23 protein-coding genes and 1 pseudogene are annotated in these 25,779 nt (G+C 64.5%); 8 read left to right on the forward strand and 16 right to left on the reverse strand.

Features of this window, described 5'->3' with window-relative positions; all coding sequences use genetic code 11:
- Positions 1-3: 3 nt before the first annotated feature.
- The 3 genes from E2L06_RS08495 to bioD all read left to right on the forward strand — a co-directional run bounded on the left by E2L06_RS08495 (position 4) and on the right by bioD (position 3,139).
- On the forward strand, positions 4-1,062 hold the full coding sequence (locus E2L06_RS08495) for a transcriptional regulator (RefSeq protein WP_138780462.1): 1,059 nt from the start codon (positions 4-6) through the stop codon (positions 1,060-1,062).
- Positions 1,063-1,220: 158 nt separating this feature from the next.
- Positions 1,221-2,444, forward strand: a complete 1,224-nt coding sequence (locus E2L06_RS08500) for an 8-amino-7-oxononanoate synthase (RefSeq protein ID WP_138780465.1) — start codon at positions 1,221-1,223, stop codon at positions 2,442-2,444.
- The gene (gene bioD, locus E2L06_RS08505) at positions 2,441-3,139 is read left to right on the forward strand and encodes a dethiobiotin synthase (RefSeq protein WP_138780466.1); all 699 of its coding nucleotides are present in this window, start codon (positions 2,441-2,443) and stop codon (positions 3,137-3,139) included. The genes E2L06_RS08500 and bioD overlap by 4 nt, the downstream gene beginning before the upstream one ends.
- An 8-nt stretch (positions 3,140-3,147) precedes the next feature.
- Here bioD and E2L06_RS08510 read toward each other — a convergent pair whose 3' ends face one another.
- Both E2L06_RS08510 and E2L06_RS08515 read right to left on the reverse strand, forming a co-directional pair.
- A complete protein-coding gene (locus E2L06_RS08510) occupies positions 3,148-3,345 on the reverse strand; it encodes a hypothetical protein (protein WP_138780468.1) in 198 nt (65 codons plus the stop codon).
- A 140-nt stretch (positions 3,346-3,485) separates the two neighbouring features.
- Positions 3,486-4,973 carry a replication factor C large subunit gene (locus E2L06_RS08515; RefSeq protein WP_138780470.1) on the reverse strand — a complete coding sequence of 496 codons (1,488 nt, stop codon included), beginning with the start codon at positions 4,971-4,973 and terminating at the stop codon, positions 3,486-3,488.
- 191 nt (positions 4,974-5,164) lie between these two features.
- Here E2L06_RS08515 and E2L06_RS08520 point away from each other — a divergent pair, with 191 nt between their 5' ends.
- Positions 5,165-6,679: a hypothetical protein gene (locus E2L06_RS08520; protein WP_138780473.1), complete on the forward strand. Its 1,515-nt coding sequence runs from the start codon at positions 5,165-5,167 to the stop codon at positions 6,677-6,679.
- Positions 6,680-6,741: 62 nt separating this feature from the next.
- On the opposite strand, the gene E2L06_RS08525 is transcribed toward E2L06_RS08520, so the two are convergent.
- From E2L06_RS08525 to E2L06_RS08540, 4 genes are all read right to left on the reverse strand, one after another.
- A complete protein-coding gene (locus tag E2L06_RS08525; protein ID WP_138780475.1) occupies positions 6,742-7,413 on the reverse strand; it encodes a hypothetical protein in 672 nt (223 codons plus the stop codon).
- 125 nt (positions 7,414-7,538) lie between these two features.
- Positions 7,539-8,882, reverse strand: coding sequence for a hemolysin family protein (locus E2L06_RS08530; RefSeq protein ID WP_138780477.1), 1,344 nt, complete (start codon positions 8,880-8,882; stop codon positions 7,539-7,541).
- Positions 8,883-9,105: 223 nt separating this feature from the next.
- Positions 9,106-9,750 carry a metal-dependent hydrolase gene (locus tag E2L06_RS08535; RefSeq protein WP_138780479.1) on the reverse strand — a complete coding sequence of 215 codons (645 nt, stop codon included), beginning with the start codon at positions 9,748-9,750 and terminating at the stop codon, positions 9,106-9,108.
- A 70-nt stretch (positions 9,751-9,820) separates the two neighbouring features.
- A complete protein-coding gene (locus E2L06_RS08540) occupies positions 9,821-11,389 on the reverse strand; it encodes an AarF/ABC1/UbiB kinase family protein (RefSeq protein ID WP_138780481.1) in 1,569 nt (522 codons plus the stop codon).
- Positions 11,390-11,575: 186 nt separating this feature from the next.
- Here E2L06_RS08540 and E2L06_RS08545 point away from each other — a divergent pair, with 186 nt between their 5' ends.
- Positions 11,576-12,286 carry a helix-turn-helix domain-containing protein gene (locus E2L06_RS08545; RefSeq protein ID WP_138780483.1) on the forward strand — a complete coding sequence of 237 codons (711 nt, stop codon included), beginning with the start codon at positions 11,576-11,578 and terminating at the stop codon, positions 12,284-12,286.
- Positions 12,287-12,473: 187 nt separating this feature from the next.
- Here E2L06_RS08545 and E2L06_RS08550 read toward each other — a convergent pair whose 3' ends face one another.
- Together E2L06_RS08550 and E2L06_RS08555 are read right to left on the reverse strand one after the other, a co-directional pair.
- Complete coding sequence (locus E2L06_RS08550) at positions 12,474-13,337, reverse strand: 2-oxoacid:ferredoxin oxidoreductase subunit beta (RefSeq protein WP_138780485.1); 864 nt, start codon at positions 13,335-13,337, stop codon at positions 12,474-12,476.
- Complete coding sequence (locus tag E2L06_RS08555) at positions 13,334-15,091, reverse strand: 2-oxoacid:acceptor oxidoreductase subunit alpha (RefSeq protein ID WP_138780487.1); 1,758 nt, start codon at positions 15,089-15,091, stop codon at positions 13,334-13,336. The genes E2L06_RS08550 and E2L06_RS08555 overlap by 4 nt, the downstream gene beginning before the upstream one ends.
- 272 nt (positions 15,092-15,363) lie before the next feature.
- Here E2L06_RS08555 and E2L06_RS08560 point away from each other — a divergent pair, with 272 nt between their 5' ends.
- Positions 15,364-16,002, forward strand: a complete 639-nt coding sequence (locus tag E2L06_RS08560) for a ferredoxin--NADP reductase (RefSeq protein WP_138780489.1) — start codon at positions 15,364-15,366, stop codon at positions 16,000-16,002.
- 250 nt (positions 16,003-16,252) lie between these two features.
- Here E2L06_RS08560 and mce read toward each other — a convergent pair whose 3' ends face one another.
- The 8 genes from mce to E2L06_RS08600 form a co-directional block, all read right to left on the reverse strand.
- Entirely contained in the window at positions 16,253-16,639 is a 387-nt protein-coding gene (gene mce / locus E2L06_RS08565) for a methylmalonyl-CoA epimerase (protein WP_138780491.1), read from the reverse strand.
- Positions 16,640-16,858: 219 nt separating this feature from the next.
- Positions 16,859-17,221, reverse strand: a complete 363-nt coding sequence (locus tag E2L06_RS08570) for a hypothetical protein (protein WP_249361395.1) — start codon at positions 17,219-17,221, stop codon at positions 16,859-16,861.
- A gap of 218 nt (positions 17,222-17,439) precedes the next feature.
- On the reverse strand, positions 17,440-19,125 hold the full coding sequence (locus E2L06_RS08575; RefSeq protein ID WP_138780493.1) for a methylmalonyl-CoA mutase: 1,686 nt from the start codon (positions 19,123-19,125) through the stop codon (positions 17,440-17,442).
- Positions 19,126-19,209: 84 nt separating this feature from the next.
- Positions 19,210-19,539, reverse strand: a complete 330-nt coding sequence (locus E2L06_RS08580) for a hypothetical protein (RefSeq protein ID WP_138780495.1) — start codon at positions 19,537-19,539, stop codon at positions 19,210-19,212.
- Between the two features lie 86 nt (positions 19,540-19,625).
- Complete coding sequence (locus tag E2L06_RS08585; RefSeq protein ID WP_138780497.1) at positions 19,626-20,210, reverse strand: GNAT family N-acetyltransferase; 585 nt, start codon at positions 20,208-20,210, stop codon at positions 19,626-19,628.
- Positions 20,211-20,625: 415 nt separating this feature from the next.
- The gene (locus E2L06_RS22760; protein ID WP_283241353.1) at positions 20,626-20,751 is read right to left on the reverse strand and encodes a hypothetical protein; all 126 of its coding nucleotides are present in this window, start codon (positions 20,749-20,751) and stop codon (positions 20,626-20,628) included.
- Between the two features lie 207 nt (positions 20,752-20,958).
- Positions 20,959-21,885, reverse strand: a complete 927-nt coding sequence (locus tag E2L06_RS08595) for a hypothetical protein (RefSeq protein WP_138780501.1) — start codon at positions 21,883-21,885, stop codon at positions 20,959-20,961.
- Between the two features lie 111 nt (positions 21,886-21,996).
- Positions 21,997-22,650 carry an HAD family hydrolase gene (locus E2L06_RS08600; RefSeq protein ID WP_138780503.1) on the reverse strand — a complete coding sequence of 218 codons (654 nt, stop codon included), beginning with the start codon at positions 22,648-22,650 and terminating at the stop codon, positions 21,997-21,999.
- 238 nt (positions 22,651-22,888) lie between these two features.
- On the opposite strand from E2L06_RS08600, the gene E2L06_RS08605 reads away from it, so the two are divergent.
- Together E2L06_RS08605 and E2L06_RS08610 are read left to right on the forward strand one after the other, a co-directional pair.
- Positions 22,889-24,094, forward strand: coding sequence for an MFS transporter (locus E2L06_RS08605; protein ID WP_138780505.1), 1,206 nt, complete (start codon positions 22,889-22,891; stop codon positions 24,092-24,094).
- 122 nt (positions 24,095-24,216) lie between these two features.
- Positions 24,217-25,765 (forward strand): annotated as a pseudogene (locus E2L06_RS08610) (FAD-dependent oxidoreductase).
- Positions 25,766-25,779 lie beyond the last annotated feature (14 nt).

Consider the following 25,779-nt stretch of genomic DNA (forward strand, 5'->3'; position numbering starts at 1 on the left):
ACCATGGACGACGTTACGTTTGCGGTACTCGGAACCGGCGGTATCGGCCGACGAGCACTCGAAGTGAGCCAGTACAAAGACGCCCTGACACCCGTTGCGGCGTGTGACCGCCACGGGACCGCGATCGATTTCGACGGCCTCGACGTCGACGAACTACTCGAGGCAACCGAGGGCAACATCGATAACGAGGTTGCAACTGACGGCGGAGCGGACGCGGCGGCCGTCGAAGGCGGCGTCAAACAACACGGCGAAGACCTCGGCGTCGTCGCCTCCGAACAGGCCCGCCCGAGCGAGGATCCGATCCAGGACGTAATCGACCACGGCGACGAGATCGACGCCGTCCTCCTCGCACTGCCCAACTACGAACACGACTTCATCCCGCGGACCGCCGAGCGGTTCATCGAGGGTGACTACTCCGGCGTCATGATCGACGTGCTCAAACGCTCGCGCGTGATCGATATGCTCGACGACCGCCGCGAGGCGTTCGAGGACGCCGGCATCACCTTCATCTGTGGCGCGGGCGCGACGCCCGGCCTGCTGACCGGCGCGGCGGCGCTCGCTGCCCAGTCGTTCGTTGAGGTCACGGACGTCGACATTCACTGGGGCGTCGGCCTCAAATCCGGCTACGAGGACAACCGCGGCACCGTCCGCGAGGACATCGCCCACCTCCCCGACTACGACATCGAGACCGCTCGAGAACTCTCCGAAGAAGAGATCGAAGAAATCATCGACGACCACGACGGCGTCATCGAGTTCGAGGACATGGAACACGCAGACGACGTGCTCCTCGAGCGTGCGGGCGTCTGCGACGCCGAAGACGTCACGGTCGGTGGCATCCTCGACGTGTACAACGACGAGAAGCCGACGACGACCACGGTGCGTGTCACCGGCCGAACCTTCGACGGCGAGACCGCGACGAACACCTTCCACCTCGGCGACGAGACGAGTATGGAAGCGAACGTCAACGGGCCCGCGCTGGGCTATCTGAAGGCCGGCGTGCGACGGAACCGCGCCGGTGAATACGGCGTCTTCGGCCCTGCCGAACTGATGCCCGGCTTCTGACGACACCGCGACGAGCTTCTTCGCCCTTTCTGTGAGATGGATACACACACTGACCAAGAACAGTCTCATACCGACAAGGAGCCGACCGAATCGAGCAGAATCCGACGATCGATCCGAACCGTGAGAGTCAAACCGTGGCGCTGAGTCCGTTTAGCCGAATGGCCGACCGTGGGTTCGACCTCGAGGACCGACTCGAGACCCTCGAGGAACACGACTTGAAACGCTCGCTCTCGCCCGTCGATCGGGTCGCCGAGCGCGGCTACTTCGCCGAGCCCTCGGGCGGCGACCTGCCCGTGCTCGATTCGGCGGAGGCGCTGGTCTTTGCTTCGAACAACTATCTGGGGCTGACGGACGACCAGCGGGTCCAAGACGCCGCACGGCAGGCTGCCGCGACCGTGGGCACGGGAGCCGGCGCGAGTCGGCTCGTCACGGGCGACACGATGGTCCATCGGGACCTAGAGCGGCTGCTCGCCGAGACGAAAGGAACCGAGCGCGCGCTGGCCTTTTCGTCGGGCTACGCCGCGAACGTCGGGACGATCACGGCGCTCGAGCCGGATATCGTCTTCTCCGACGAATTAAATCACGCGAGCATCATCGATGGCTGTCGGCTGTCGGATGCCGAGACCGTCGTTTACGATCACTGCGATGCGGCGAGCCTGCGATCGAAGCTCGCGGAGCGAGCCGATCAGGCGAGACAGGACGGCCGAAACCCGGCCGACGAATCCTGGCTGATCGTCACCGACTCGGTGTTCAGCATGGACGGCACCGTCGCCCCGCTCGCGGCGATCTGTGACGCTGCCGAGGAGTACGGCGCGTGGGTGATGGTCGACGAGGCCCATGCGACCGGCCTCTACGCGAACGGCGGCGGCGTCGTCCAGGCCGAAGGGCTCGAGGACCGCATCCAGATCCAGCTGGGGACGCTCTCGAAGGCGCTGGCCAGTCAGGGCGGCTACGTCGCCGGCAGTACCGAACTGATCGAGTGTTTGATCAACGAGGCACGCTCGTTCGTCTTCTCGACGGGGCTTGCGCCGCCGGCCGCTGCCGCCGCGAGCGAGGCGTTGCATATCGCTCGCCACAGCGACGTTCGTGAACGCCTCTGGGAGAACGTCGCACATCTCCGCGACGGCCTCGAGACGATGGGCTTCGAGGTGTTGGGCAACTCCCAGATCCTGCCCGTGGTCATCGGTGACCGACAGGACGCACTCGCGCTCGCGGATGGCATCCGCGAACGAGACGTCGTCGCACCAGCGATTCGACCGCCGACGGTTCCCGAGGGGACGAGCCGAATTCGCGTCGTCCCGATGGCGACACACGATCAGGACGACGTCATCACCTGTCTCGAGGCGTTCCGCGCCGCGGGCGAGGAGGTCGGGGTGCTGTGACCGCGACCCAGCCGATCGCCGTCGTCGGCACCGGGACCGGCGTCGGGAAGACGGTTATCACGGCTGGCCTCACACGCTTGCTTCGCGAGGCCGGCCACGACGCGCGGGCGATCAAGCCGGCCCAGACGGGTCATCCGCCCGACGACGACGCGGCGTTCGTCGCCGCGGCCTGTGCCGATCCCGAGGCTGCAAGCTGTCCGCGATATCTCGAGCCAGCACTGGCCCCGCGCGTAGCGGCCGAGGTCGCCGACGAATCCCTCTCTTACGAGACGATCCGTGCCGCATGTGAACGCGAGATCGACGCGACTGCAGTCCCGATCGTCGAGGGCATCGGCGGGCTACGAGTGCCGTTGGCCGGCGACCACGAGGTGATCGATCTCGTTTCCGACCTCGAGGCCGCGGCGGTCGTCGTCACACGGTCGGGCCTGGGGACACTCAATCATACCGCACTCTCGATCGACGCACTCGAGGCCCGCGGGATCGACGTCGTCGGTATCGTCTGCAACGAGTATGCCGGCGAGACGGTCGCCGAACGGACCAACCCAGCCGAACTCGAGCGGATGACCGGCTACCCGGTCGAGACGGTGCCGCCGCTGGCTGACGATGCGACTGCGGATCCGCGTCAGATGGCTATCGGTGTCGGGGATGAACTGTCGCCAGCGTTCCGGGAGTTACTGCCGAGAGAAAGCAGCTGATCACACCCTCAGGCCGACGGCGCTGGCCGCTCTTCGTCCACTGTCGACTGCTCGCTCTCCGATGGTAGTGGCCTGTCCTCGGTGTGGCCGTCGACGAGGTGTGACACTACTTCGGACTTCCGATGTTCGACCTCGAGGTGGACCCGAAGGTCGGTTCGGTCGGTGTACGTTTCCGTACAAAGCGGGCAGCGACGTGATTCTGTCATTCAGAGGGTCACCAACAGCCACTCTCACCGTTCATCGACGTAAGAGTGTCGATCAATAAAAATTCCTATATTTGTATGTCGATAGAATCTGGGCCATCGGCCGCTGACCGACTGTCGAAGGTCTCGATGAAACCGCCAGCTTACATGAAATCGCTCAGTCCGGATTGATCGGCGTCCGGTTCGTCGGTCGCCGAATCGGCGGCTGCGGTGTCATCCGCTGCTGTGTCGTCTGCCGAACCCGTAAGCGTCTGCTGGCTGCGTTCGTCACTATCGTCGTCACCATCGGTCGGCTCGTCGGTCTCTGTACTCGAGCGCTCGGCCTCCAAGAAGGCGTTGCCCGAGTGCTCGACCGTCTGCTCAGCTTTCAGCTCGTCGGCGTCCGCGACGATCGACTGGACCTTGTTGGTATCTTTTCCGCTTCCGGTAATAAAGGAGATGTCCGACTCGTCGAGGTCGTAGGCCGCGGCCATGCGAACCGTCAGCTCCCGGTTCTTGCAGTGGTGGGTCATCGCCGAGAGGAACGGAAGAATCTCCCGGCGGACAGTGGCGACGCTCGCGCCCTCGCGCTCGGCGATGCGCTCGGCGATCGAATCGCGGGTGTTCCGGGTTCCCTTGGTGCGACCGAGTTTCGACCAGTAACTCGGCGGGCCGTAGCGCGTCCAGCCGCCCTTGTCACCGCGTCTCGAGGCGGCGACGCCGGCGGTCATGTTGTCCGTCGCGTACCGCCAGTAGGAGTAGTCCTGTGTGGCTCGCACCCGGCCAAGCCAGCGGTCGGCATTCGAGAGGAACTCGTAGGCGTCGGCCAGTTCGGCGCCCTCGTAGTCCTTCGGGACGTTGTCCTCGATCCAGTTCAACAGGTCGTCGGGCGTCTCGTCGACGTCGTAGGAGGCCCGCAGCGCGCCCTCGGCGTCTTTCTCCTTGATGAGGTCGTCGAGGAAGTCGAAGATCCCCTCGGTGGTGTCGCGCTCGCTCGTGACCACGTCCTCGACGGTTAGCCGCTCGGTTTCCTCGGCGACTGCCTGCAGGTCGTTGACCGCCGAGCGCAGGTCGCCGCTGGTCGACTCGGCGATCTTCTCGAGAGCTTCCTCCTCGAACTCGATGCCTTCGCGCCGGCAGATGTCCCGCAGGACGGGGACGATCGAACGCTTCGAGACGTCGCGGAACTCGATCGTCTCGCAGGCGTTGCGCAGCGACTGGCTCATGTCGTAGAACTCGTTTGCCACGAGGACGATCGGCTGGTTGGCGTTCTTGACGACGCGAGTCACCTCCCGCGAGCCGCCGTAGTCGGCGTTCCCGTGGAAGTTGTCCGCCTCGTCCAAGATGACCAGTCGGCGGCCCGCCTCGCCGCCCGTCAGCGTCCCGCTCTTTGCGGCCTCCCCGGCGATCTTCTCGATGACGTCCGCTCCTCGGCTGTCGCTGGCGTTGAGTTCCATCACGGGCCAGCCCATATCGTTCGCCAGCGCGTGAGCGGCGGATGTCTTCCCGACGCCGGGGCTGCCGTGGACGATCACCGCCTGTCGGTGGTCGTCCCAGGTTTCGGCCCACTCTTTCAGCTGGTCGCGGGCCTTGTTGTTGCCGCGTACCTCCGACAGCGTCGTCGGGCGGTACGTTTCGGTCCAGTCGGTCATTGCGCTGTAGTTGGTGTGTTCGGCGTTTAGGGATTGCGGAGCGTCACTCCTCGCTAACCGTTTTCACGTCGAAACGCGGTATGACGTCCTCGCCGCTGGCTATATAATAGCTACTACAACCGTGACAACGGCACCGCAAGCGGCGCGGTCGCACCATACTTCTAAGCGACTGGGATAGCTTTATCCAGGTGATGGCGGATCACACCGACCTCGTCAGGCGCTCGCTTCGAGACGCGACGCGAAGCGAGTTCGACCGACGCGTCGACGAGCAAGCCGTCCGTCTCACCGACGCCCTTCGTGCAGGTCGTCTCGACAACCCCAGCTTCGGCCTCGGGATCGAACTCGAGGCGTACGCCGTCGACGACGACGGGCGGCTGGCTCGCGTGCCCGATCCCGTCCTCGAGGGGCCCTGCGAGAAGGAACTCGGGCGGCACAACGTCGAGTTCAACACCAGTCCGAGCCCGTTCGACGGTGAGGGGGTCCTCGCCCAGGCGACACAGCTCCAGCGCCGCTACCGGCGCGTCCAGCAAGCAGCGGATCGAGCGGGCACGGAGATCGTTCTAGATGCCATGTGGACGATCCCGCCCCAAGGCGGAACGCAGGCGTACCTCGGGGCCGTCCGCGAGCGCGAGGAGGTCACGATCGCCGAGAACATGACCGCCTCGCCTCGGTACTACGCGATCGACAACGACGTGTTGAAGCGAACCGCAGGATCCGTCAGCCTGACCGTTCCGGGAGCCGAGTGTCAGTTCCCGTCGATCCTCTTCGAGTCGCTGACGAGTTCGATCCAGCCCCATATCCAGATCCCTCGCGCCGAATCGTTCTCCGACTATCACAACATCGCCGTTCGGACGCTCGGTCCCGTACTCGCGTTAGCGACGAACTCGCCGCTCCTGCCGCCGGATCTGTACGATGTCGCGGAGCCGTCTCGCCTACTCGAGGAAACCTATCACGAACTCCGGATTCCGGTGTTCGAGCAGTCGATCAATCACGCGTGGGAGAAGGTCCGCTTCCCCGAGGAGATCGGGAGCGCAGCCGACACGATCGACGAGCTCGTCGCCGACCCGACGTGTGCCCCGTTTCTCCGCGAGTGGCTCGAGGCGGGCGATCGCGAGACGTTTCCCGACCGGTTCTGGGAACTCGGCCACAAGCGGGGGACCTACTGGCGGTGGCTCCGCGCCGTCGTCGGTGGACAGCCGGTCGGCCAGGGCGACCACTGGTCGATCCGCATCGAATATCGGCCCCTCCCCACGCAGCCGACGATCGTCGAAAACGTCGGGTTCCAGTGGCTCGTCGCCGGCCTCGTTCGAGGCTTGTGTGCGGCCGACCATCCGCTCGCGAGCCTCGAGCGCGACGCGGCCGAACGGAGTTTCTACAATGCGGTCGAAGACGGGCTCGACGCCGACCTCGCCTGGATCACTGTCGACGGCGACCGGACCACCGATCGAACCGTGATCTATGAGGAGGTCTTCGAGTTCGCTCGTCGGGGACTCCACGAGCAGGGCGTTCCCGGTGAAGCCATCGAAGAGTATCTCGCCCCGATCGAGACGCGCTGGACCGATCGACTGACCCCAAGTCGGTGGAAGCTGGCCCGCGTCGCCGACCACCTCGACGCTGGCATGCGGTTTACCGACGCCGTCCACGAGATGCAAACCGAGTACATCCGTCGGTCAGGGGCCGGTGACCCGATCGTCGAGTGGCCCTGAGCGCAGTAGTCGCCCGTTCTTTCCTCGCTTCCGCGAGCCACGCCGACCCTAGTTTCCCCGCGTTACCCACCCTCGAGCGTCGCGTCGGCGCTGTCGGCCTCGAGGTCGCTGAGACAGTTCCCGGCGTGTGGGTTTTCGTGTGTCGGCGTGACTCGCTCGTAGTCTGCCCGTCGAGTCGTCAGCGACGAGATGACGGTGCCGTCGCTGCCGTAGTCCGGAATCCCGATAACGATCTCACCATCGCGTGGCCGCTCCCGGACGTTCGAGTCGTCGGCGATCTCGAAGACGACCGTTCCCGAAAACGGGGCGTCGACGTCGTCCCCGAAGACGACCCCGTCCTCGAGGAGGGTATTGCCGTAGAGGCCATCATCGTAGAATCCCGTACTCGCCAAGGCGACGTCGCCGTCCTCGAACGAGCCGGTTACCGTGGCTCGAGTACAGGAGTCGAACGCCACGTCCCGTTTCGACTTAGTGGCCTTATCACCGGGATCGTCCGACTCCTCGGGTTCCGCGTCGGCCTCGCTCGAGTCATCGGGACTCCCAGCAGTGTCGTTCGACGACTCGGTGGGCCCTGTATGGCCCTCGTCGGAACCGGTCGCTACATCGTCCGAACCGCGCGATTCGGGACCGTTGTCCGTCCCGTTCCCGCCGGCCGAGTCGGTGCGATTCGTGTCGAGACAGCCTGTCACTCCGACTCCGATACCTGTCGCGCCGATGAACGTCCGGCGATCCATATCCGGTCCAGTCCGCCTTGCACCATAAAATGTCTGGAATATGTTACTTTTGGATACAGTCATCGGATCGGACGTGACTATCCAGAGTATCAACTGGACGATTCGAGCCGCCGACCACGGCCGACTCAGTCCGACGACTCCTCGACCTCGGCCGTCGCCTCGTCGACGGTCACGCTCGCGATGCGGGTTCCCTCGACGGCGTCGACGGTCAACTCGTAGCCGTCTGCCTCGATCACGTCGCCGATCTCGGGGGCGCGGCCGAGGCGACTCAACACCAGTCCGCCAATGGTGTCGAACGCCTCGCTCTCGAAGCTCGTCGCGAACGCCTCGTTGACGTCGGCCAGCGAGACGCCGCCGTCGACGGCGTAACGGCCGTCCTCGAGTTCGTCGATCGAGGGTTCCATCTCGGCGACGTCGAACTCGTCTTGGATCTCGCCGATGACGACCTCGACGACGTCTTCGCTCGTCAGGATCCCTTCGAAGGCACCCCACTCGTCGATGACGACGGCCAATTGGACGTTCCGCCGGCGAAACTCCGTCAGGACCTCGTCGATCCGGCGGGTTTCCGGGACGAAGATGACGTCTCGAGCGAGGTCCCGCGCGGTCGGCTCGGCCTCGGTGTCGGCTGCCGTTTCGATCGCGTGGAGCACGTCCTTCGCGTGGACGAAGCCGATCACCGGGTCGTCGGCGTCTTTGTCGACGATGGGAAACCGGGTGTAGCTCCCACTTGCGGCGACGGCACGCAGTTCCGAGAGGGGCATATCGGCGTCGACGGTGACGACGTCGGGCCGGGGAACCATCACCTCGCGGGCGGGCGTCTCGCCCAGGTCGAAGACCGACTCGATCATCTCGACTTCGTCCGTATCGACGGCTCCCTGCTCGCCCGATCGCGAGACGATGCGCAGGATCTCCTCAGGGCTGTGGCTCTCCTCACGCTCGGAGGCCGGCGCGACGCCGATCAGTCGCGTAAAGAAGTTCGCCGTGCCGTTGAAGACGACGATCCCCGGGATGAAAATGTAGTAGAAGAACTTCATCGGCGCAGCGACCAGCAACGCGATCCGCTCGGCCTCTGCGATAGCGAGCGTCTTCGGCGCGAGTTCTCCGAAGACGACGTGGAGGAAGGTGATGACACTGAACCCGATCGCGATCGAGACCAGATGGAGCGTGCCCGCCGGGAGGAGCGAGCCGAGCACGGGCTCGAGCAGCGAAGCGATAGCCGGTTCGCCGACCCAGCCAAGCCCCAGCGAGGCGATCGTGATCCCGAGCTGGGTGGTCGCGAGGTAGTCATCTAAGTTCTCCTCGGCTTCCTGGACGAGCTTCGCCGACGACCGCCCCTCCTCGACGAGCGTTTCGATCTGTGTCGATCGGATGCGGACGTACGCGAACTCCGCGGCGACGAAAAAGCCGTTCAGGAAGACCAGAAAGAGGGCAAAGAGGAGCCGCCCGAACGAGAACGCGAGGTCTACCATCGTCCCTTCTCCGACGGTCGTGAACGTCCCGATACCGTCGCTAGCTCGGTGACGAGCCGTGATCGCCACTCGGGCCGCTGGCTTCGACTGTCCGATTCGACAGCGCGAGAGACGACGCTCGGCGGCAGGACTAGCGCGGTCGCCAACTCGCCGGCACACGCGATCATACGCTCACTTGGCACACCACTTACAAAACCGTGGCGCTGGCAGGCGGCGCTCCGTCTCACTCCGCTCGCCGTTTTTCGACGACCCGCACGAGAACCGCCGCGAAGCCGGCGACGGTGAGGACGAACCGTTCGCCGGTTGCCGCGATGGGGAAGATCCGTTCGACGCCGGTCGCGGGCTCCTCGCGGGTTGGATCGAACCCGGTCCGGTAGTGGGTGTTCTCGGTCGTCCCGCGGGCGGTCGTCTCGGCGACGTCGCCGGCGTCGAGTTCGACGAACGTCTGGACGAGCCCGCGCTGGTCGGTCACGAGCAACGTTCCGGAGAGGTCGTAAAAGCGGTCGTGAAGCGGCCAAAAGAGGTTAACGCCGTTGAAAAAGGCGTCGAACAGGACGTGTGCGAACAGCAGCGCCGCCAGTGTGACCCACGCGACGCGCGGGGCGGCGTCGCCCCACCGCTTTCGGACGAGCGACTCCTCGCGGATCGCACCGTCCCACAACAGAACGGCCGCGGGAACGAGGACGATCCAGACGTTGTGCAACGCCGCCCGATGCGTTCCGGGGACGACGATTCCGATCAGCGTATCGAGATCGAAAAGCGCGTTCGAACCCATCACGACCAGAATCGCGCGGGTATCGAACGCGTCGGCAAGCAACGCAGTCCCGAGCAGGCCGGCGAACGCGACGTGGACGACGGTCGATGGCACAGTCCCCCGACTCGAACCGTGAGGGCTTGACTGTTGGGGACACTGGACCCGAAAGCGTGTCGGCCCGCCCTCACCGATGACGTCGCGTGCGCACGTACTGCCCGAGAAACAGGAGCCCAACGAGCCCAGCCACGATCCCGAGCGAGCCGTCCTGAAGGGTCAACACGGACGCGGCGACGAACAGCGCCCCGGCGACGATGGCGTAGCCGACAGACGGATCACCGCCGCTGGTCGGCTCGAGCGGGTCAGTCCTGACGACGAGGTCGCCGCGCTCGAGCTGGCCAAAGACGGTGTCGAATCGGGCCGGGGCCCGTGCGAGGACGGGCAGTGACTCGCGGAGATCACCGCGCACGTCCGCGACCAGCGTCTCGAGTTCGCTCTCGATGAACCCGTGGTCGACGAGAAACGAGCGCGTGACGCCGATGAAGTCGAACTCGGGATCGAGGGTGCGACAGACACCCTCGCCGACCGTGCCGACACGCATGAGCAGCATCACGTTCGGCGGGATGCGAAACGGGAACTCGTGGAGCCGCGCGAACAGTTCGGTGATGATCTCCCGCCAGGTAATCGCCGAACGGCCCTCAAGGCTCTCGATGACCAGCTCGAGCACCCGCCGGACCTGGACCCGATCGACCGACGGATCGAGCACCTCGAGCGCGATGAGCGTGTTCAGGAGGCCGTCGACGTCGCGGCGGACGAGGGCCCGGTAGAGCGCCGTGATGTCGGCTTGCTCTTTGTCCGTGAGCCGCTGACTCATGCCGTAATCGTAGATGACGAGCCGGCCGTCGTCGGTCACCGAGAGGTTGCCGGGATGGGGGTCCGCGTGGAAGACGCCGTCGACGAGCCCCATCTTCAGGTAGGTGCGGGCGATCAACGTCGCCAGCTCGGTCGGTTCGATGCCGACCTCGGCCAGCGCGTGCTCGTCAGTGATCTTCCTTCCCTCGATATACTCCATCGCGACGACACGCTCCGAACACAGGTCGGGGTAGGTCTCCGGGACGACGATCCGATCGTTGTCTGCGAAGTTGTCGTCGATCTCCGCCATGATCGACGCTTCGCGGGCGAAGTCGAGTTCCTCGAGGATGATATCCTCGAAGTCGCCGGCGAGGTTCTCGATCGAATACCGTTGGCGCTCGTCGGCGACCAACAGGAGCAACGGGACGAACCCCCTGATGACCCGCAGGTCGCGCTCGATCAGCGAGACGATCCCCGGCCGCCGGACCTTCAGGGCGATCCGTTCGCCCTCGTAGTCGGCGGTGTAGACGAACGCCAGCGAGCCGCCGGCGACCGGCTCGAGCGTCTCGAGATCGATAACGTCCTCGAGTTCGGACTCGACGACGGTCATCGGGTCGCCGCCCGCGTCTTCGGGCACTTCGTCCTGCAGCGTCGCGAACTCCTCGACGTACGTCGGCGGAACGATGTCCGGCCGCGTCGACAGCACCTGGCCGACCTTGATGAAGGCCGGTCCCAACTCGAGCATCGTCTCCGTGAGTCGCTGGGCGCGATCGCGGTGGACCTCGGTCGAGACCTGCCGAGACGGGCCGAACAGCAGGAACCGCCGTCGGTCCCTGAGAAATGCAATCGCGAGGGGAAAGAACTGCAGGAGAACCTGCACGTAGCGGAGATAGTAGCCCTTCATCGGTCGTCGGGGACCGAACACTCAATCGGGAGACAGTTCATACGTCGTCTTCGAACACCGGGCACAAATACGTCAGTGCTCCGGCGGGAGATACCGCCGCGACGATCGCCGGCTACGTCGTCGGACACCGGCCGGTCTCCGACCGGTCTCCGGTAGCTACTTGAGTCGACCGGATGACCGACGGGTATGAGCGGACGCGGCCCGAAACGGGAGCTCGCGGAGAAGATTGCCGGGGAGATCACGCTGAGCGACGACCCTGGCGCGACGCTGCGCAAGTGGCGCACCGACTTCGACATCTCACAGACCGATCTCGCGGCAGAACTCGAGGTCTCCTCGTCGGTCATCTCCGACTACGAGAGCGGCCGCCGAGAGAGCCCCGGCATCGGCGTCGTCGGCCGACTCGTCTCTGGACTGCTCGCGATCGACGAGCGACGCGGTGGTGAGCGTATCCGACAGTACGGTCGGGTCCTCTCGGCGGGCTTCGAGAGCGATGTGGTCTACGACCTCCGTGAGTATGCCACCTCGATTCCACTCGCACAACTGTACGACGACCTCGAGGCGACCGAAGTGGCCTCGAGCGGCACCGACCGCGTCAGCGGCCACACCGTCATCGACAGCATCGAGGCGATCACGCGCCTCTCGAGTGAGGAGTTCTTCCGGCTCTACGGACAGAGCACGAATCGCGTCCTCGTCTTTACCGGCGTGACCCGCGGAGAGTCGCCGCTCGTGGCGTTACGCGTCGTCAATCCGACGCCCAACGCCGTCATCCTTCACGGTATCGAGGAAGCCGATCTCTGGGATCACGCGGCCGACCTCGCGCGGATCGACGGTTACTCGCTCGCCGTGACGAACGCACCGCTGGACGACATGCTCGAGTATCTCGTCAGTCTCGAGTAGTCACGGGACACCGCGAGACATTGGTTTTGAAGCCTGGATCGGTGGGGACCGAGTGTGCAGTGACAGTGACCGGCAGTAGCGACACGCTGTCGTTCGACCACTGGACGAGCGACTGGCTGTCGTCGGCTCGAGTACGTCGCGAAAAAACGGCTTAACGAATCAGTCCCGATGGACGCGATCAGCGATCTCAGTAGAACTCGCGGACGAGGTCCATCGCGTCGTCGGGCGCGCCGTCGGGAATCTCGGACATGTCCTCGGTGACGCCGTGTTTCTCGTGGTACGGCACGGAGTTTTCGTCCTGGTACATGACGCCCTGGTACTCCTTGTCGCTGTCGAGGATGACTTCCTTGGCGGCCTCGTAGTCGGTCGGGTCGTGGTCCTCTTCCTGAAGATCGACGAGGTTGTCGCGGAAGTAGTCGTAGGTGTCGACGTCGTTGAACGTGACACACGGGCTGAAGACGTTGACGAAGCCGAAGCCGTCGTGTTCGATCGCCTTCTGGACGATTTCAGCGTGGCGCATCGCGTCGGAGCTAAAGGACTGCGCGATGAAAGAGGCGCCGGAGGCAAGCGCCAGTGCAAGCGGGTTGACCGGCGACTGTTTGGTACCTTCGGGGGTCGTTGAGGTCTCGAAGTCCGACCGCGAAGTCGGCGAGGCCTGTCCCTTCGTCAGCCCGTAGATGCGGTTGTCCATGACACAGTAGGTCATGTCGACGTTCCGGCGAACGGCGTGGACGAAGTGACCGGCACCGATCGAGTAACCGTCACCGTCGCCGCCGGCGACCATCACTTCGATGTCGGGACGGGCCATCTTGACGCCGGTACCGACCGGGAGCGCACGGCCGTGAACCCCGTGGAGGGCGTAGCTGTGCATGTAGGTCCCGATCTTGCCGGAACAGCCGATCCCGGCCACCACGAAGGTGTTGTCGGGGTCGTTGCCGGTGTTCGCGAGGGCTTTCATCATGCCGTTCATCGTCCCGAAGTCGCCGCATCCAGGACACCAGGTCGGCTGCTTGTCGGATTTGAAGTCGGTGAATCGTACGTCGGAGCTCATTGTGCTGGCACCTCTTCGGAGAGTTTCGCGGTAATCTCGTCTGCGAGTTCGTCCGCCTTGAAGCGGACGCCGGTGTACTTGTTAATGCGTTTCACGCGGGTAAGCACGTCGTGTTCGATCAGGTCGGCGAACTGTCCGTTCGCGTTACACTCGACGACGATCGTCTCGTCGGCGGCCTCGATCTCATCGGAGAGGTCCGGCCGTGGGAAGATGTAGGGCACCGAGATGACGCGGACGTCGATGCCGTCCTCCTCGAGATACTCGAGCGCTTCGGCGAGTGCGCCCTCGTTGGAACCCCAGGATATGACGAGGTTGTCGGCGTCTTCGTCGCCGAACTCGCGGTAGTCCCAGTCCTCTCGTTCGCGGGCCGTCTCGACCTTGCGGTTGCGCTTGTCGACCTGGTGGACGCGTTCGTCTTCGTCTTCGGTTCGGCGGCCGAGTTCGTCGTGCTCGAGGCCCGTGCTCATGTGTGCACCGTCGGTCATGCCGGGGATGGCACGCGGGCTGATGCCGTCGTCGGTGACGGCGTGGGCGCGGAAGTGACCCTGTGCGTCGAGCCACTCGTCGACATCGTCCTCGTCGACGAGTTTGCCGCGGTCGATCTCGACTGCGTCCATGTCGAAGGCCTCCGGCGGGAACGTCTGTTCGGTGACGGACATCGCCAGGTCGGAAACCAGGAACACGGGGGTCTGGTACTTTTCAGCAAGGTTGAACGCCTCGACGGTCTTCCAGAAACACTCGTCGATCGACGTCGGCGCGACGACAAAGCGTGGGACTTCGCCGTGGCCACCGTACAGGGCCATGTTGAGGTCGCCCTGTTCCTGTTTCGTCGGCATCCCCGTCGAGGGGCCCGAGCGCTGAACGTCGGCGATGACCAGCGGCGTCTCGCTGGTCGCGACCAGTCCGAACGTCTCGGTCATGAGGTCGATCCCCGCGCCGGATGTCGCGGTCATCGATCGGGCACCGGCGCGTGCGCCACCGAGTGCCATGTTGATCGCCGAGAGTTCGTCTTCGGCCTGCACGACGTGACCGCCGTACTCTTCGATCCGCCCTGTCAGGTACTCCATGATGGAGGTCGCGGGTGTGATCGGATAGCCGGCGTAGAACCGACAGCCGGCGGCGAGTGCACCCATACCGACCGCCTCGTTGCCGTTGAGGAGGACGTAGTCGTTGTCGGTCGTCTCGAGGTTGTAGCCGAGGTGATCGAGGTCGTAGTTCTCCTGGACGTACTCCTGACCTGCCCGGGCAGCCTCTTTGTTGTTCTCGACGATCTTCGAGCCCTTGCCACCGAAGCGCTTCTCTAGGGCTTCGTCGAGGTACTCGACGTCGAAGCCGGTGATCTCACACGCCGCACCGAGCGCGACGATGTTGCGCATGATCGCGCCGCCGGCTTCCTCGGCCAGCGACTTCAGTGGGACGTCGACCGCCGTCATCTCCTCGGGAATCTCGGCCTCCCACGAGCGCTCGCCGTCGTAGATGATGGCGCTGCCTTCGTGGAGTTCGTCGAGGTTCTCGTCGATGGTACGCTGTGTCAGCGCGACGAGGATGTCGAGACGGTCGACGACGCTTTGCACCTGGTCGACCGACGTGCGAATCTTGTAGGCGGTGTAGCCACCTCGGATTCGCGATGCGAAGTCTTTCGACGTGAATACGTGCCGTCCGGCTCGGGCAAGTGCCTGAGCGAAGATTTTCCCGGTGGAGTCGATACCGTCTCCGGCTTCGCCACCGACCGCCCAGTTGAGATCCTCAGCCATGTTGTCCTGAGCCTTACCCCCCATAAATGAAAAGGCTTCTGAAACCCCAACAGAACCACCGCAACAGCGCTCGAGCCGTTTGGTGTCCAATGACACTAAATTAATTGTTTCATACTATTGCCGAAACAACTAGCGGGAGAAAGAAATAGCCGACGAAAAGGGAGGGATTTGGTTTCGCAGCGCGCATTCCAATACATCTAGACGAACGCAACTGTTGATAGCGTTGTGGGCGAAACGGAACGTCTTTTCAATCGGCCACTCAACCGGTTCATATGGAGGGGACGCCAGTCACCGTCGCATCAGTCAGCGAAGTCGGTCCCGGTACCGTCGCACTCGAGCTCGAAACACCCGCAGACTTCGACGCCCAGCCGGGCCAGTTCGTCTTGCTCCGGGCCGAGCCCGACGACGAGGTGCTCTCACGCCACTACACGCTCTCGTCGTCGTCCGTCGAGGAGACGTTCGAACTCACCGTCGGCATCGATCCTGACGGGGACCTCTCGCCGTGGCTGGCCGACCTCGAGGGTGGCGAAACGGTTGCCATCGACGGGCCGTTCGGCCGGACCACCTACGACGGTGACGACGACGTGGTCGCCGTCGCCGGCGGTCCCGGCGTCGGCGCGGCGGTCGCGATCGCCGAAGCGGCACAGGACGCTGGCCACGACGCCGTCGTGATCTATCAGGACGACGACCCTGCACACGAAGCCCGACTCGAGGCACTCGAAAACGCGGGCGCGACGGTCACGATCGTCGACGAAGATGCGGACGCTGAACTGGCAGACGCCGTTGTGACCCACCGCGAGGACGGCCAGCTGTATGCGTTCGGTTTCGACGATTTCGTCACGACTGTCGCCGACACGATCGAACGCGACGGCGGTGATCCCGACGACGCGCTGATCGAGAACTTCGGATAGCACTGTCCGAGCTCGCAGCGTCCCCACTTTCGATTGTCGGTGGACGTTGCTAATGATAGACATTCCGACAAGACACCAGAGCCACAGCTCACGGTCAGTAGACTCTCCACGTGTATCTCGTCGCAGACGCGGTAGCCGCGTTTGGCATCACTGAGCCGGACCCCTGTCCGGCAGTGCTGGTGGTCCCGTGATCACCCTGCGGTCGGGCCGGGACAGCGTGACAGCAGCCCGTCTCAACCACCGACGGCTGTCAGTGTTCGACGAATTCCACGAGAATGCCGCCGGTGTCTTTCGGATGGAGGAACGCAACCGAGTGGCTCCACGCGCCCGGGCGTGGCTCCTCGTCGATGAGCGTCACGTCGTGGTCGCGTGCCGTCTCGAGGGCGGCCTCGATGTCGTCGGTCGCGAGCGCGAGGTGGTGGATGCCCGCGCCGCCGTCCTCGAGATAGCGCGCGATCGTGCTGTCGTCCTCGAGCGGCTCGAGCAGCTCGAAGTAGCCATTGCCACAGTCGAGAAAGACGACGCGCATGCCGTCGAACTCCTCTTCGTGGGCGACCTCGAGACCGAAGAGATCACCGTACAGTTCCGCGAGTGCCTGTGCGTCGTCGGTCGCGATGCCGGCGTGATCGAAGTGCATCAGGCTGTGTTCCTCGTGGCGACTGCGTTATTGTTGTGATTCGCCGTCGAATCGAACCGGCGTCGATCAGAGAAGAACGCAGATCCATAAGTTAACGCACGCGGGAGTGACGAGCAGGTGGACCGTCCGTGTCCAAATGGTAGCTTCGACGCCTCGCTTGGTGTCTTCATCCGGTTCATCGCTGATACGGTCTGCTGTCCCGATGTTCCGGCGTACCCGCTACCCGTCCTGCGGGTGCGCCGGAACCCACCGACAGGAGTCCGTATGACTCATTGATAGTCCGGATCGATGCCATCGACCAGCCAGTCGACGAAACTGCAGTGTCAGAATCGCCGAATCGAGAATGACGCTCGAGCGGACCATGCCTGCGTCCTGATAGTGTTGTTGTCCCTCCCGCATGACGCGCTGCTCGTCGTCGCTGAGTAGTTTCAGATCCCGCATGTCGACGAGGACGCCGAACTCGTCGGGCGAACTCCGAAGCGCCGCTCGAGAGTCGGCGGCCCACTCACGGAGTTCTTCCTCGTCCATCTTCCCGGCAAAAGTAATCTGAAAGCCGAAATCCGTCTGTTCAATGGTATACATTAGTGAACTATGTTGGCGTGACGAAATTTGACAGTATTACCGTTGCGGTATCCGTCGTTACATGTTCGCTGTCCTATAAAACGGCCGATCGGAAGAGACAGTACCAACGAATAACGGTTGGCAGGACTCGACACCAGCCCCGTCCGATAGCCCACAGTTGGGTGTACAGACGACCAGTCGCGGTGACTCGGTCGTGGACTGCGCTCGCAGTCGTCCCGTTAGACCGCGCTGCCGGGCTGGTACTCGCCGAACTCGTCGCGCAGGACGTTACAGATCTCGCCGACCGTCGCGTAGGTTTTGACGGCGTCGATGATGTACGGCATCAGGTTCTGGTCGCTCTGGGCGGCGTCCCGCAGGGCCTCAAGTGCCGCGTCGACTGCCTCGTCGTCGCGATCCGCGCGCGTCTCCTCGAGACTGTCGATCTGGCGTTGCTGGTCTTCCTCGGTGACCTCTTCGACGTCCATCTCGGGTTCTTCATCCTCGATTTCGAACTCGTTGACGCCGACGATGATCCGGTCTTTCTCCTCGATTTCGCGCTGGCGGTCGAAGGCCGTATCCTGGATCTGACGCTGGACCCACTGTTGTTCGACGGCGTCGAGCATGCCGCCGCGTTCTTCGACTTCGTCCAGAATCTCGTAGGCTTCTTCTTCGACCTCGTCGGTCAGGGATTCGACGTAATAGCTGCCCGCAAGCGGGTCGATGGTGTCGGCTGCGCCGGACTCGTGGCCGAGGATCTGCTGGGTGCGCAGCGCCGTGCGGACGGATTCTTCGGTCGGCAGCGCGAGTGCCTCGTCCTTGCCGTTGGTGTGGAGACTCTGGGTGCCGCCGAGGACGGCCGCGAGCGCCTGATAGGCGACGCGGACGACGTTGTTCTCGATCTGCTGGGCGGTCAGCATCGAGCCAGCGGTCTGGGTGTGGAACTTGAGCTGTTTGGACTTGGGATCGTCCGGGTCGAAGCGCTCGTCGATGATGTCGTGCCACATCCGACGGGCCGCGCGGAACTTCGCGACCTCCTCGAAGATGTTGTTGTGGCCGTTGAAGAAGAACGAGAGCTGGGGCGCAAAGTCGTCGACGTCGAGGCCGGCCTCGATCGCCGTCTCGACGTACTCGATGCCGTTACCCAGCGTGAAGGCGAGTTCCTGGGCCGCGGTCGAGCCGGCCTCGCGGATGTGGTAGCCCGAGATCGAGATCGTGTTGAACTTCGGCGTCTCCTCGGCACAGAACTCGAAGATGTCCGTGATGATCCGCATCGACGATTCCGGCGGGTAGATGTAGGTGTTGCGTGCGATGTATTCTTTCAGAATGTCGTTCTGGATCGTCCCTCGGAGTTCCTCGCGGTCGACGCCCTGCTGGTCGCCGACAGCGATGTACATCGCCAGCAGCACCGACGCCGGCGCGTTGATCGTCATCGAGGTCGAGACCTCATCGAGCGGAATGCCGTCGAAGACCGTCTCCATGTCCTCGAGCGAGTCGATCGCGACGCCGGCCTTGCCGACTTCGCCGGCGGCCATGTCGGCGTCGGAGTCGTAGCCCATCTGGGTCGGCAGGTCGAAGGCCATCGAGAGGCCGGTCTGACCCTGATCGAGCAGGTAGTGATAGCGCTCGTTGGTGTCTTCGGGGGTCGAGAAGCCGGCGTACTGGCGCATCGTCCAGAGGCGACCGCGGTAGCCCGTCGAGTAGACACCGCGCGTGTACGGCGGCTCGCCGGGGTTGCCGAGATCCTCCTCGTAGTCGAGATCGTCGACGTCCGCCGGGGTGTAGAGCCGATCGACTTCCTGGCCACCCGTATCGGTCGTAAACGTTTCCTTGCGTTCGCCGAAGCGGTCGAGGACGGGTTCTACCTCTTCCTCGTGCCACTCCTCCTTGCTGGCACGGATCTCCTCGAGTTCGTCGGGATCGAACATTATCGAAAGCGTGGACGGCACGGGGCTTGAACTTTGATGAACACGGCCAGGGACGTGTCGTGTCGCTGAATAGAACAGAGCGGGTTAGACGGTATCGTCCGGCTCGTGTCGGGCGGCCATCCGCGACGCTTCCTCGGCGTAGCGAGCTTGCGTGTCGGGGTCGTCGACGGACCCGAGTGCCTCGGGCGGGACGCACAACCCGGCCTTGGTCTCGCGAACTGGGCCCGAAAAGCTCGTCAGTGCCCGCTCACGGCGATGATAGCGCCGGCCGTCTTCGGTCGCGTACACGAGGATGATAATGTTGAGTTCGTCGTCCCCGTAGGTTCGCTCGACGAGCCAGACGCGAACATCGTCCGCTTCGTCGCTGTCGGCGTGTTCGGTTCCGGTCGCACCCTCTGAGCCGTTCGCGGTCATGACTGTTGTTTCTCCTCCCCCATCCGGTTATGTGTTGTGGCGTCGACGACCTAGCCGGCGCAGCGCCGTTGGAGGCGGTCCCATCGTTACCGGCCCGTATCGTACTTGTACGTCGCCGAATCGGGATCGATGCCGAAGTCCTCCGGTGATTCCTCGTTGCTGACGTCCTCGCGTCCGTCCGGCGCGTGCTTGAACGCCTCCCGGAGCCGCTCGGGCATCCGGAACTCATCGACGTCGATCGATAGCGGTACCGCGTCCGGATCGGAACCCTCGCGTTTGGCCTCGAGTCGGTCCTGCAACACGGCCGGCAGATCCGACTCCCCGACCCGCTGGAAGCCGAACTGGGCGAGATAGGCACCCTCTCCGGTCAGGGCGTAGACGGTGTCGAACCCCTCGTCACCGGCGTACTCCACGAGTCGTTCGACGACGTGGGCCCCGACGCCCTGCCCGCGCCAGTTCTCGAGGACGCCGATGCTGGTCAACTCACAGACGTTATCCGAGTCGTCGGGCTTGTGGACGCGGATGCGGCCGAAGCCGGCCTTCTCGCCGGATGCCTCGTCGACGGCGACGACGTAGTCGCGAGAGCGAAACGACGTCTCGTCGAGTCCCATCGCCTCGATGTGATCCAGCAACCAGACCTCCTCTCTGTTTTTCGCGTCCCGAACGTACATGATTTGACATAGGCGACGTGCAGCCAAAAGGGTTTGTGGGTTGCCATACTGTCGATCGACAGCCCGCGTCCCTCACGTCGTCTGTCGGGCCGATTGGGCGGCACCTCGACGACGCTGATCGGACAACTCTGTCCGGACTCGAACTCCATCTTCGCTAAATCGCTTTTGACATATATTGTGTTATGCCCTCTTCCAGGCCATGAATCACGACTAATTTACCGGAGAAGAGGGCGATACGTCCGAACGATACGACGAGAGACGATATATGGCAAAGACTTATGACCCACAATGACAACAAATAGCACACTATGGTAGAATGCGACCGTTGTGGCGATGAGGTCACCCGGCTTTTTACGCATCGACACCGATCCGACACCATGACTCACCGCCGTACTCGAGAAGTCTGTGCGGCCTGTCATCCGTCCGTTTCGAAGGCAGTCCGATCCGAGCGTCCCTCCGAGAGACCGATCGCCGACGGCGGAACGCACGCCGCCTGCCCGGTCTGTTCGGGAGCCACGATCGCCGTCGATGACTCGTACACGTGCGTCGACTGTGGGTGGACCGGCAGACGATAGCTGTGCGTTGGTCCGCACCGGAACCGGTTCGACGGATCGGCCATCACTGAACTGGTATTCGCGTCCACTCGTCGCGTTCCCGTGCCCGCTCGAGCAGTCGCTCGATCCGATCGTCCCGCGACCGGCTGACTGAAACGGGTGTCGGCAGGACCGACTCGGTGCTGGTCGAAGAGCTACCCCGCCGACAGCGCTTCCTCGAGTCGATCCTCGATGTCGTCCAGTTCCTCGCGTAGGGCAGCGCCCTCAGCGTCCTCGAGGTCGTCGATCCGGTCGGCGAGTCCCTGCAGCCGCGAGTATTTCTCGTCCTCGTCGACGCTCGTTTTCTGGACGTAGACGTCCTCGTCGACGTCGTAGACCTCGTCTTCCTCCAGTTCGGTCACCGCGAGGACGATGTCTAGTTTATCCCGGTCGATGCCGGTGACCCACTCGCGGGGAATACCGCGCTCGTCGAGTGCGGCGAACACGGTTTCGGCGTCCTTCGGCCGCCGACGCTCCCGCGTCGTCCGCCGGACGGTTCCGTACCGACCGTGGAGTTGCTGGTCCGGTCCCAGACGCTCGAGCAACGGCGCTCGCGTCGAGCGGCGCAGCCGGTCGGCGCCGTGCTGGACGTCGGACGCGAGGACGTACAGGTCCGTCAGAGAGTCGGTATCGAGCGCCGCGGGGTCGTCGGCGTCGAGGCGCTCGAGCAGCGCCGCCAACAGCACCGCGTCGTCGTGGACGTGCTCGGGTGGGGCGCGCGAATCCGCCGCCGGGACGAGAAACGGACTCTGCCCGCCGACTGCGTCGGGGTCGTAACTGATCGTCCCGTCGTCGACCCCGTACTCGTCGCTGAGGGTCACGATACTTGCGTACGGCTCGACCCCCGGCTGAAGGTGTTCGATGGCGACCGTCCCCTCGTCGAGGCGCTCGAGAAAGACGACGAACTGCTCGCGCCAGAGCGATCGACGCTCGCCGCTGTCTTCGAACCGGACGACGATCCGGTCGGCCGCGGTTCGTTCGATGCCGAACGGCCGCTCGGAGACCGGGGTAATCAGTTCTGCACCCGGCTCGAGAGCCTCACACTGGGTCCGGATGCTCGTCCAGGTATCGTCGGGTTCCATACGTCACGTATGGCATGCACGCGCAAAAACCGCAGCCAGGAATCTGCGTCGATCCCGTCTCGTCGCGGCTCGAGCGACGAGTGTCGGACCGTGTGTCGGAGAGCGTCCCTTCTACCGGAGCACAGTCGGGAGCTGCGACAGTGACGAGAACTGATAGGTGGGCGTGACGTCCAGGTCGGTCCCATCGTCGTCGGCCCGCGAGACGAGCGCCGAATCGATACCGGCGTTGTCGGCCGCGCGGACGTCGACGGCCCGGTCGCCGACGTACAGCGCGGCCTCGGCCTCGAGGTCGTCGATCGCGGCCTCGATGTTCGTCGGGTTGGGTTTGCGTCTGGCCAACCCGTCGGCGGTCAACGGACAGCCGTAGACGGTCTCGAACAGTGATCGGAGCCCGAACCGATCGAGCAGCGTCGAGACGACGGTCGGATGGTTGTCGCTGACGATCCCGAGCGGTGCCTCGATCGACCGCATTGCAGCGACATCGTCGTAGGCCGAGCGGAGCCCGCGTTCGACCTCTTCGCGCTGGGTTCGGACCATCTCTCGAGCGGCCTGCGCACAGAACGAGTCCGTCTTGATCCCGAGACTGCGACACCGTGTGGTGATCGACTCGAAGTCACCGCGCATGAGTTCCTGAAACGTCTCGGGCGCCGGTCCGGAGCGACCGAATTTTTCGTAGGTCCGGCCGAGCGCGTCGTAGAGCCGCTGGGACGAGGGGGTCTCGACCACGACCCCGTCGAAGTCGAACAGGACCGCGTCGTATTGCATTGCTACCGGATCATATCTACTCCGAGGCTATAACCCTATCTGATGGGCCCGCCTGGTTGGAAATCGTCGGCCGCCTCCTAGTGGCCCAGATTCGTGGCCCTTTGTATGCCACACGCGGACGCGCCACCGCTCACCGTCGACATCACCCTCCGAGGTCCCCGATCTCGAGCGGGTACTCGTGCGACGGCCCGGCGGCCGACCACAATCCTGTTGCGACTCGTCTCCCGAGAAGCAGGCAGTGGCATCCTCGAGACAGCAGCTTCGGCGGACGCTCTGGGTACTGGTGGCAGCGGCGACGCTGACGGTCATGGCGGGGGCGATCCTCGGCCCGGTCGTGCCGCGGATCCAGCGCGAACTCGGCGTCTCCGGGCTCGCAGCCGGACTCGTTATCACCACCCATGGCGGCGTCATCGTCCTTGCGAGCCCGCTTATGGGAACGCTCGTCGATCGGATCGGGGCCCGCCGGCCGTTCGTGGGCGGCCTCGTCGTCTACGGTATCGGCGGCGGTGCAGGCCTGTTCGTTGACTCGTTTTACCCACTGCTTGCCTCCCGGGTCGTCCTCGGACTCGGCACCGCCGCGGTCTACACGTCGGTGACCGTGCTCATCTACGACTGCTACGAGGGACAGGCGATGGAGCGGGCGCTGGGCTATCGCAGCAGCGCGAACAGCGCCGGCGCGGCAGTCTGGCCGCTGGTCGGCGGCGCGGCCGGGGCAATCGCGTGGAACCTGCCGTTTGGCATCTATCTCGTCGCGCTACCGCTCGGCGTCGTCGCGGCATTGACGATCCCCGAAACCGACCCGGGTGACGACACTCGCGCGGCCACGGACGGGAGCGGGAACCAAGACGAGACCGGCGACGTCGCGTCGGTGCTCGCCGTGTTCCGCGACCGACCGGCGCTTCCGCTCGTGTACCTGCTGTACTTCGGCGCGAACGCGTTGCTGTACGTGATCGTCGTATTCTATCCACAGTTCCTGGCCGGCATCGACGTGACCGACTCCCTGCAGATCAGCCTCTATCTCGCGGCGAACGGCGCTGCCGGCGGCGTCTCTGCCGTCGCGTACGACCGTCTGCTGCGATACGTCGACCGGTCGACGCTCGTGCTGACGGCGCTCGTTCTCTGGGCCGCCGGATTCGGGATCGCGACCGCCGTTGGAACCCCCGTCGGCGCGGCGATTCCGGTCGTCCTGTTCGGCCTCGGCGTCGGGTTAGTCTTCCCCTCGACGTTCGCGTGGGTCGAGGCGTTCGCACCACAGGCGCGACAGGGCCAGTTCAGTTCGTACATCGCCTCCTTCGGCTACACCGGACAGTTCCTCTCGCCGGTTCTGTTCGGGGCGCTCCTCCCGCTCGCAGGCGTCAGGGGCGTCTTCGTCGCCGCTGGGGCGGTTGCCGGTCTTGCCGCCGTCGGACTCGGCACGAGCCGACTCCACAGGACGGCCAGCTGAGCACGACGATTCCGGCGCTGTTCGTGTGCTCGGCGATCCGGTCACAGCGGCACATCGTCCCTTGGACTGGCCACCCTTCGTTCCTTGTGGCTCGACGTGGGCAACCCAACCCACTGATCTGCATGTCGGACCAGTCCCCACCGGCGTCCCCGCGCGAGGAATCGCTGTGGCTCACAACGACGACGACGACCGAGTACGCCCCCCTCGAGGACGACCTCGATGTCGACGTAGCGGTCGTCGGCGGCGGCATCACCGGTCTGACCGCAGCGATCGAACTGCGGGAAGCCGGAAAGACCGTCGCGGTGCTCGAGGCCGACCGGATCGTCGAGAGCACCACCGGCCACACGACGGCCAAGCTCACCTCCCAGCACGGGCTGAAATACGACAGACTCGTCTCGCAGTTCGGCGAAGAAACGGCGCGACAGTACGCCGACGCGAACGAGGCAGCGATCGACGCCGTCGAGCGACGCGTCGAGGCCGAGGATATCGACTGTGACTTTCAGCGGACGGCGGCGTACACCTACGCTAGCTCCGCCTCAGATATCGATCAGCTCCGCGACGAAGTGGCCGCCGCCCAGCGGGTCGGCCTCCCAGCCTCGTACGTCGAGGAGACACCCCTGCCGTTCGACGTCGCCGGCGCGGTCCGGTTCGACGAGCAGGCCGAGTTCCACCCGCGGAAGTACCTGCCTCGCGATCGCCGAATCGATCCACGGGAACGGTAGCTACGTCTTTGAAGAGACGCACGTAGAAGATATCGACCCTGGCTCGCCGTGTCGCGTCGAGACGGACCGTGGCGAGGTCGTCGCCGACGACGTGGTCGTCGCGACGCACCTCCCCGTCTTCGACCGCGCGGGGTACTTCGCGCGGATGCACCCACACCGCGCGTACCTGCTGGGCGTCCGGGTCGCGGAGACGCCCCTCGAAGGGATGTACTACAGCACCGACTCGCCGCCGGCGACGATCCGAACGCATCCGGCCGACGACGGAGACGACGAACTCCTCCTCGTCGGCGGTCAGAGCCACAAACCCAGCGTCGATGGCGTTCCGACCTCCGAGCGGTACCGGCGCTGCGAGGCGTTCGCCCGCGAGCACTTCACCGTCGAATCGGTCGAATATCGCTGGTCGACGATGGACTACTCGCCGGTCGATGGAATTCCCTTCATTGGGCGGATCAATCCGTTCGCCGAGCACATTTACGTCGGAACCGGATTCGGCGGCTGGGGGATGACCGGCGGCACCGCCGCGGGGATGATCCTCGCCGATCTCATCGCGGAGGACTCGAGTCCCTGGGCCGACGTGTTCGACCCACAGCGGCTCACGCCCGGGGCCTCAGCGAAGTCCTTCCTCGAGGAGAACGCTAAAGTCGGCGGCAGCTTCGTCGCCGATCGAATCAGGGCGCTGCTCGCCGGTCTCGAGAAGGGCGGTGCGGCTGCCATCCCACCCGGCGACGCCCGCGTCGTCCGGCGGACGAGCCAACCGGTCGGTCTCTATCGCAATGCGGACGGAACGACCCACGCCGTCTCGGCGACCTGTCCACATATGGGCTGTCTCGTCCGATGGAACGACGCTGAGCGGACCTGGGACTGCCCCTGTCACGGCTCGCGGTTCACCTACGACGGTGACGTACTCTCGGGACCTGCCGTCGAAGGGCCGTTGTACCGACAACTCTGATCACGGCGGCGAGG

Source organism: Haloterrigena sp. H1 (assembly GCF_005938085.1).
In the GTDB taxonomy this organism is placed as follows: domain Archaea; phylum Halobacteriota; class Halobacteria; order Halobacteriales; family Natrialbaceae; genus Natrinema.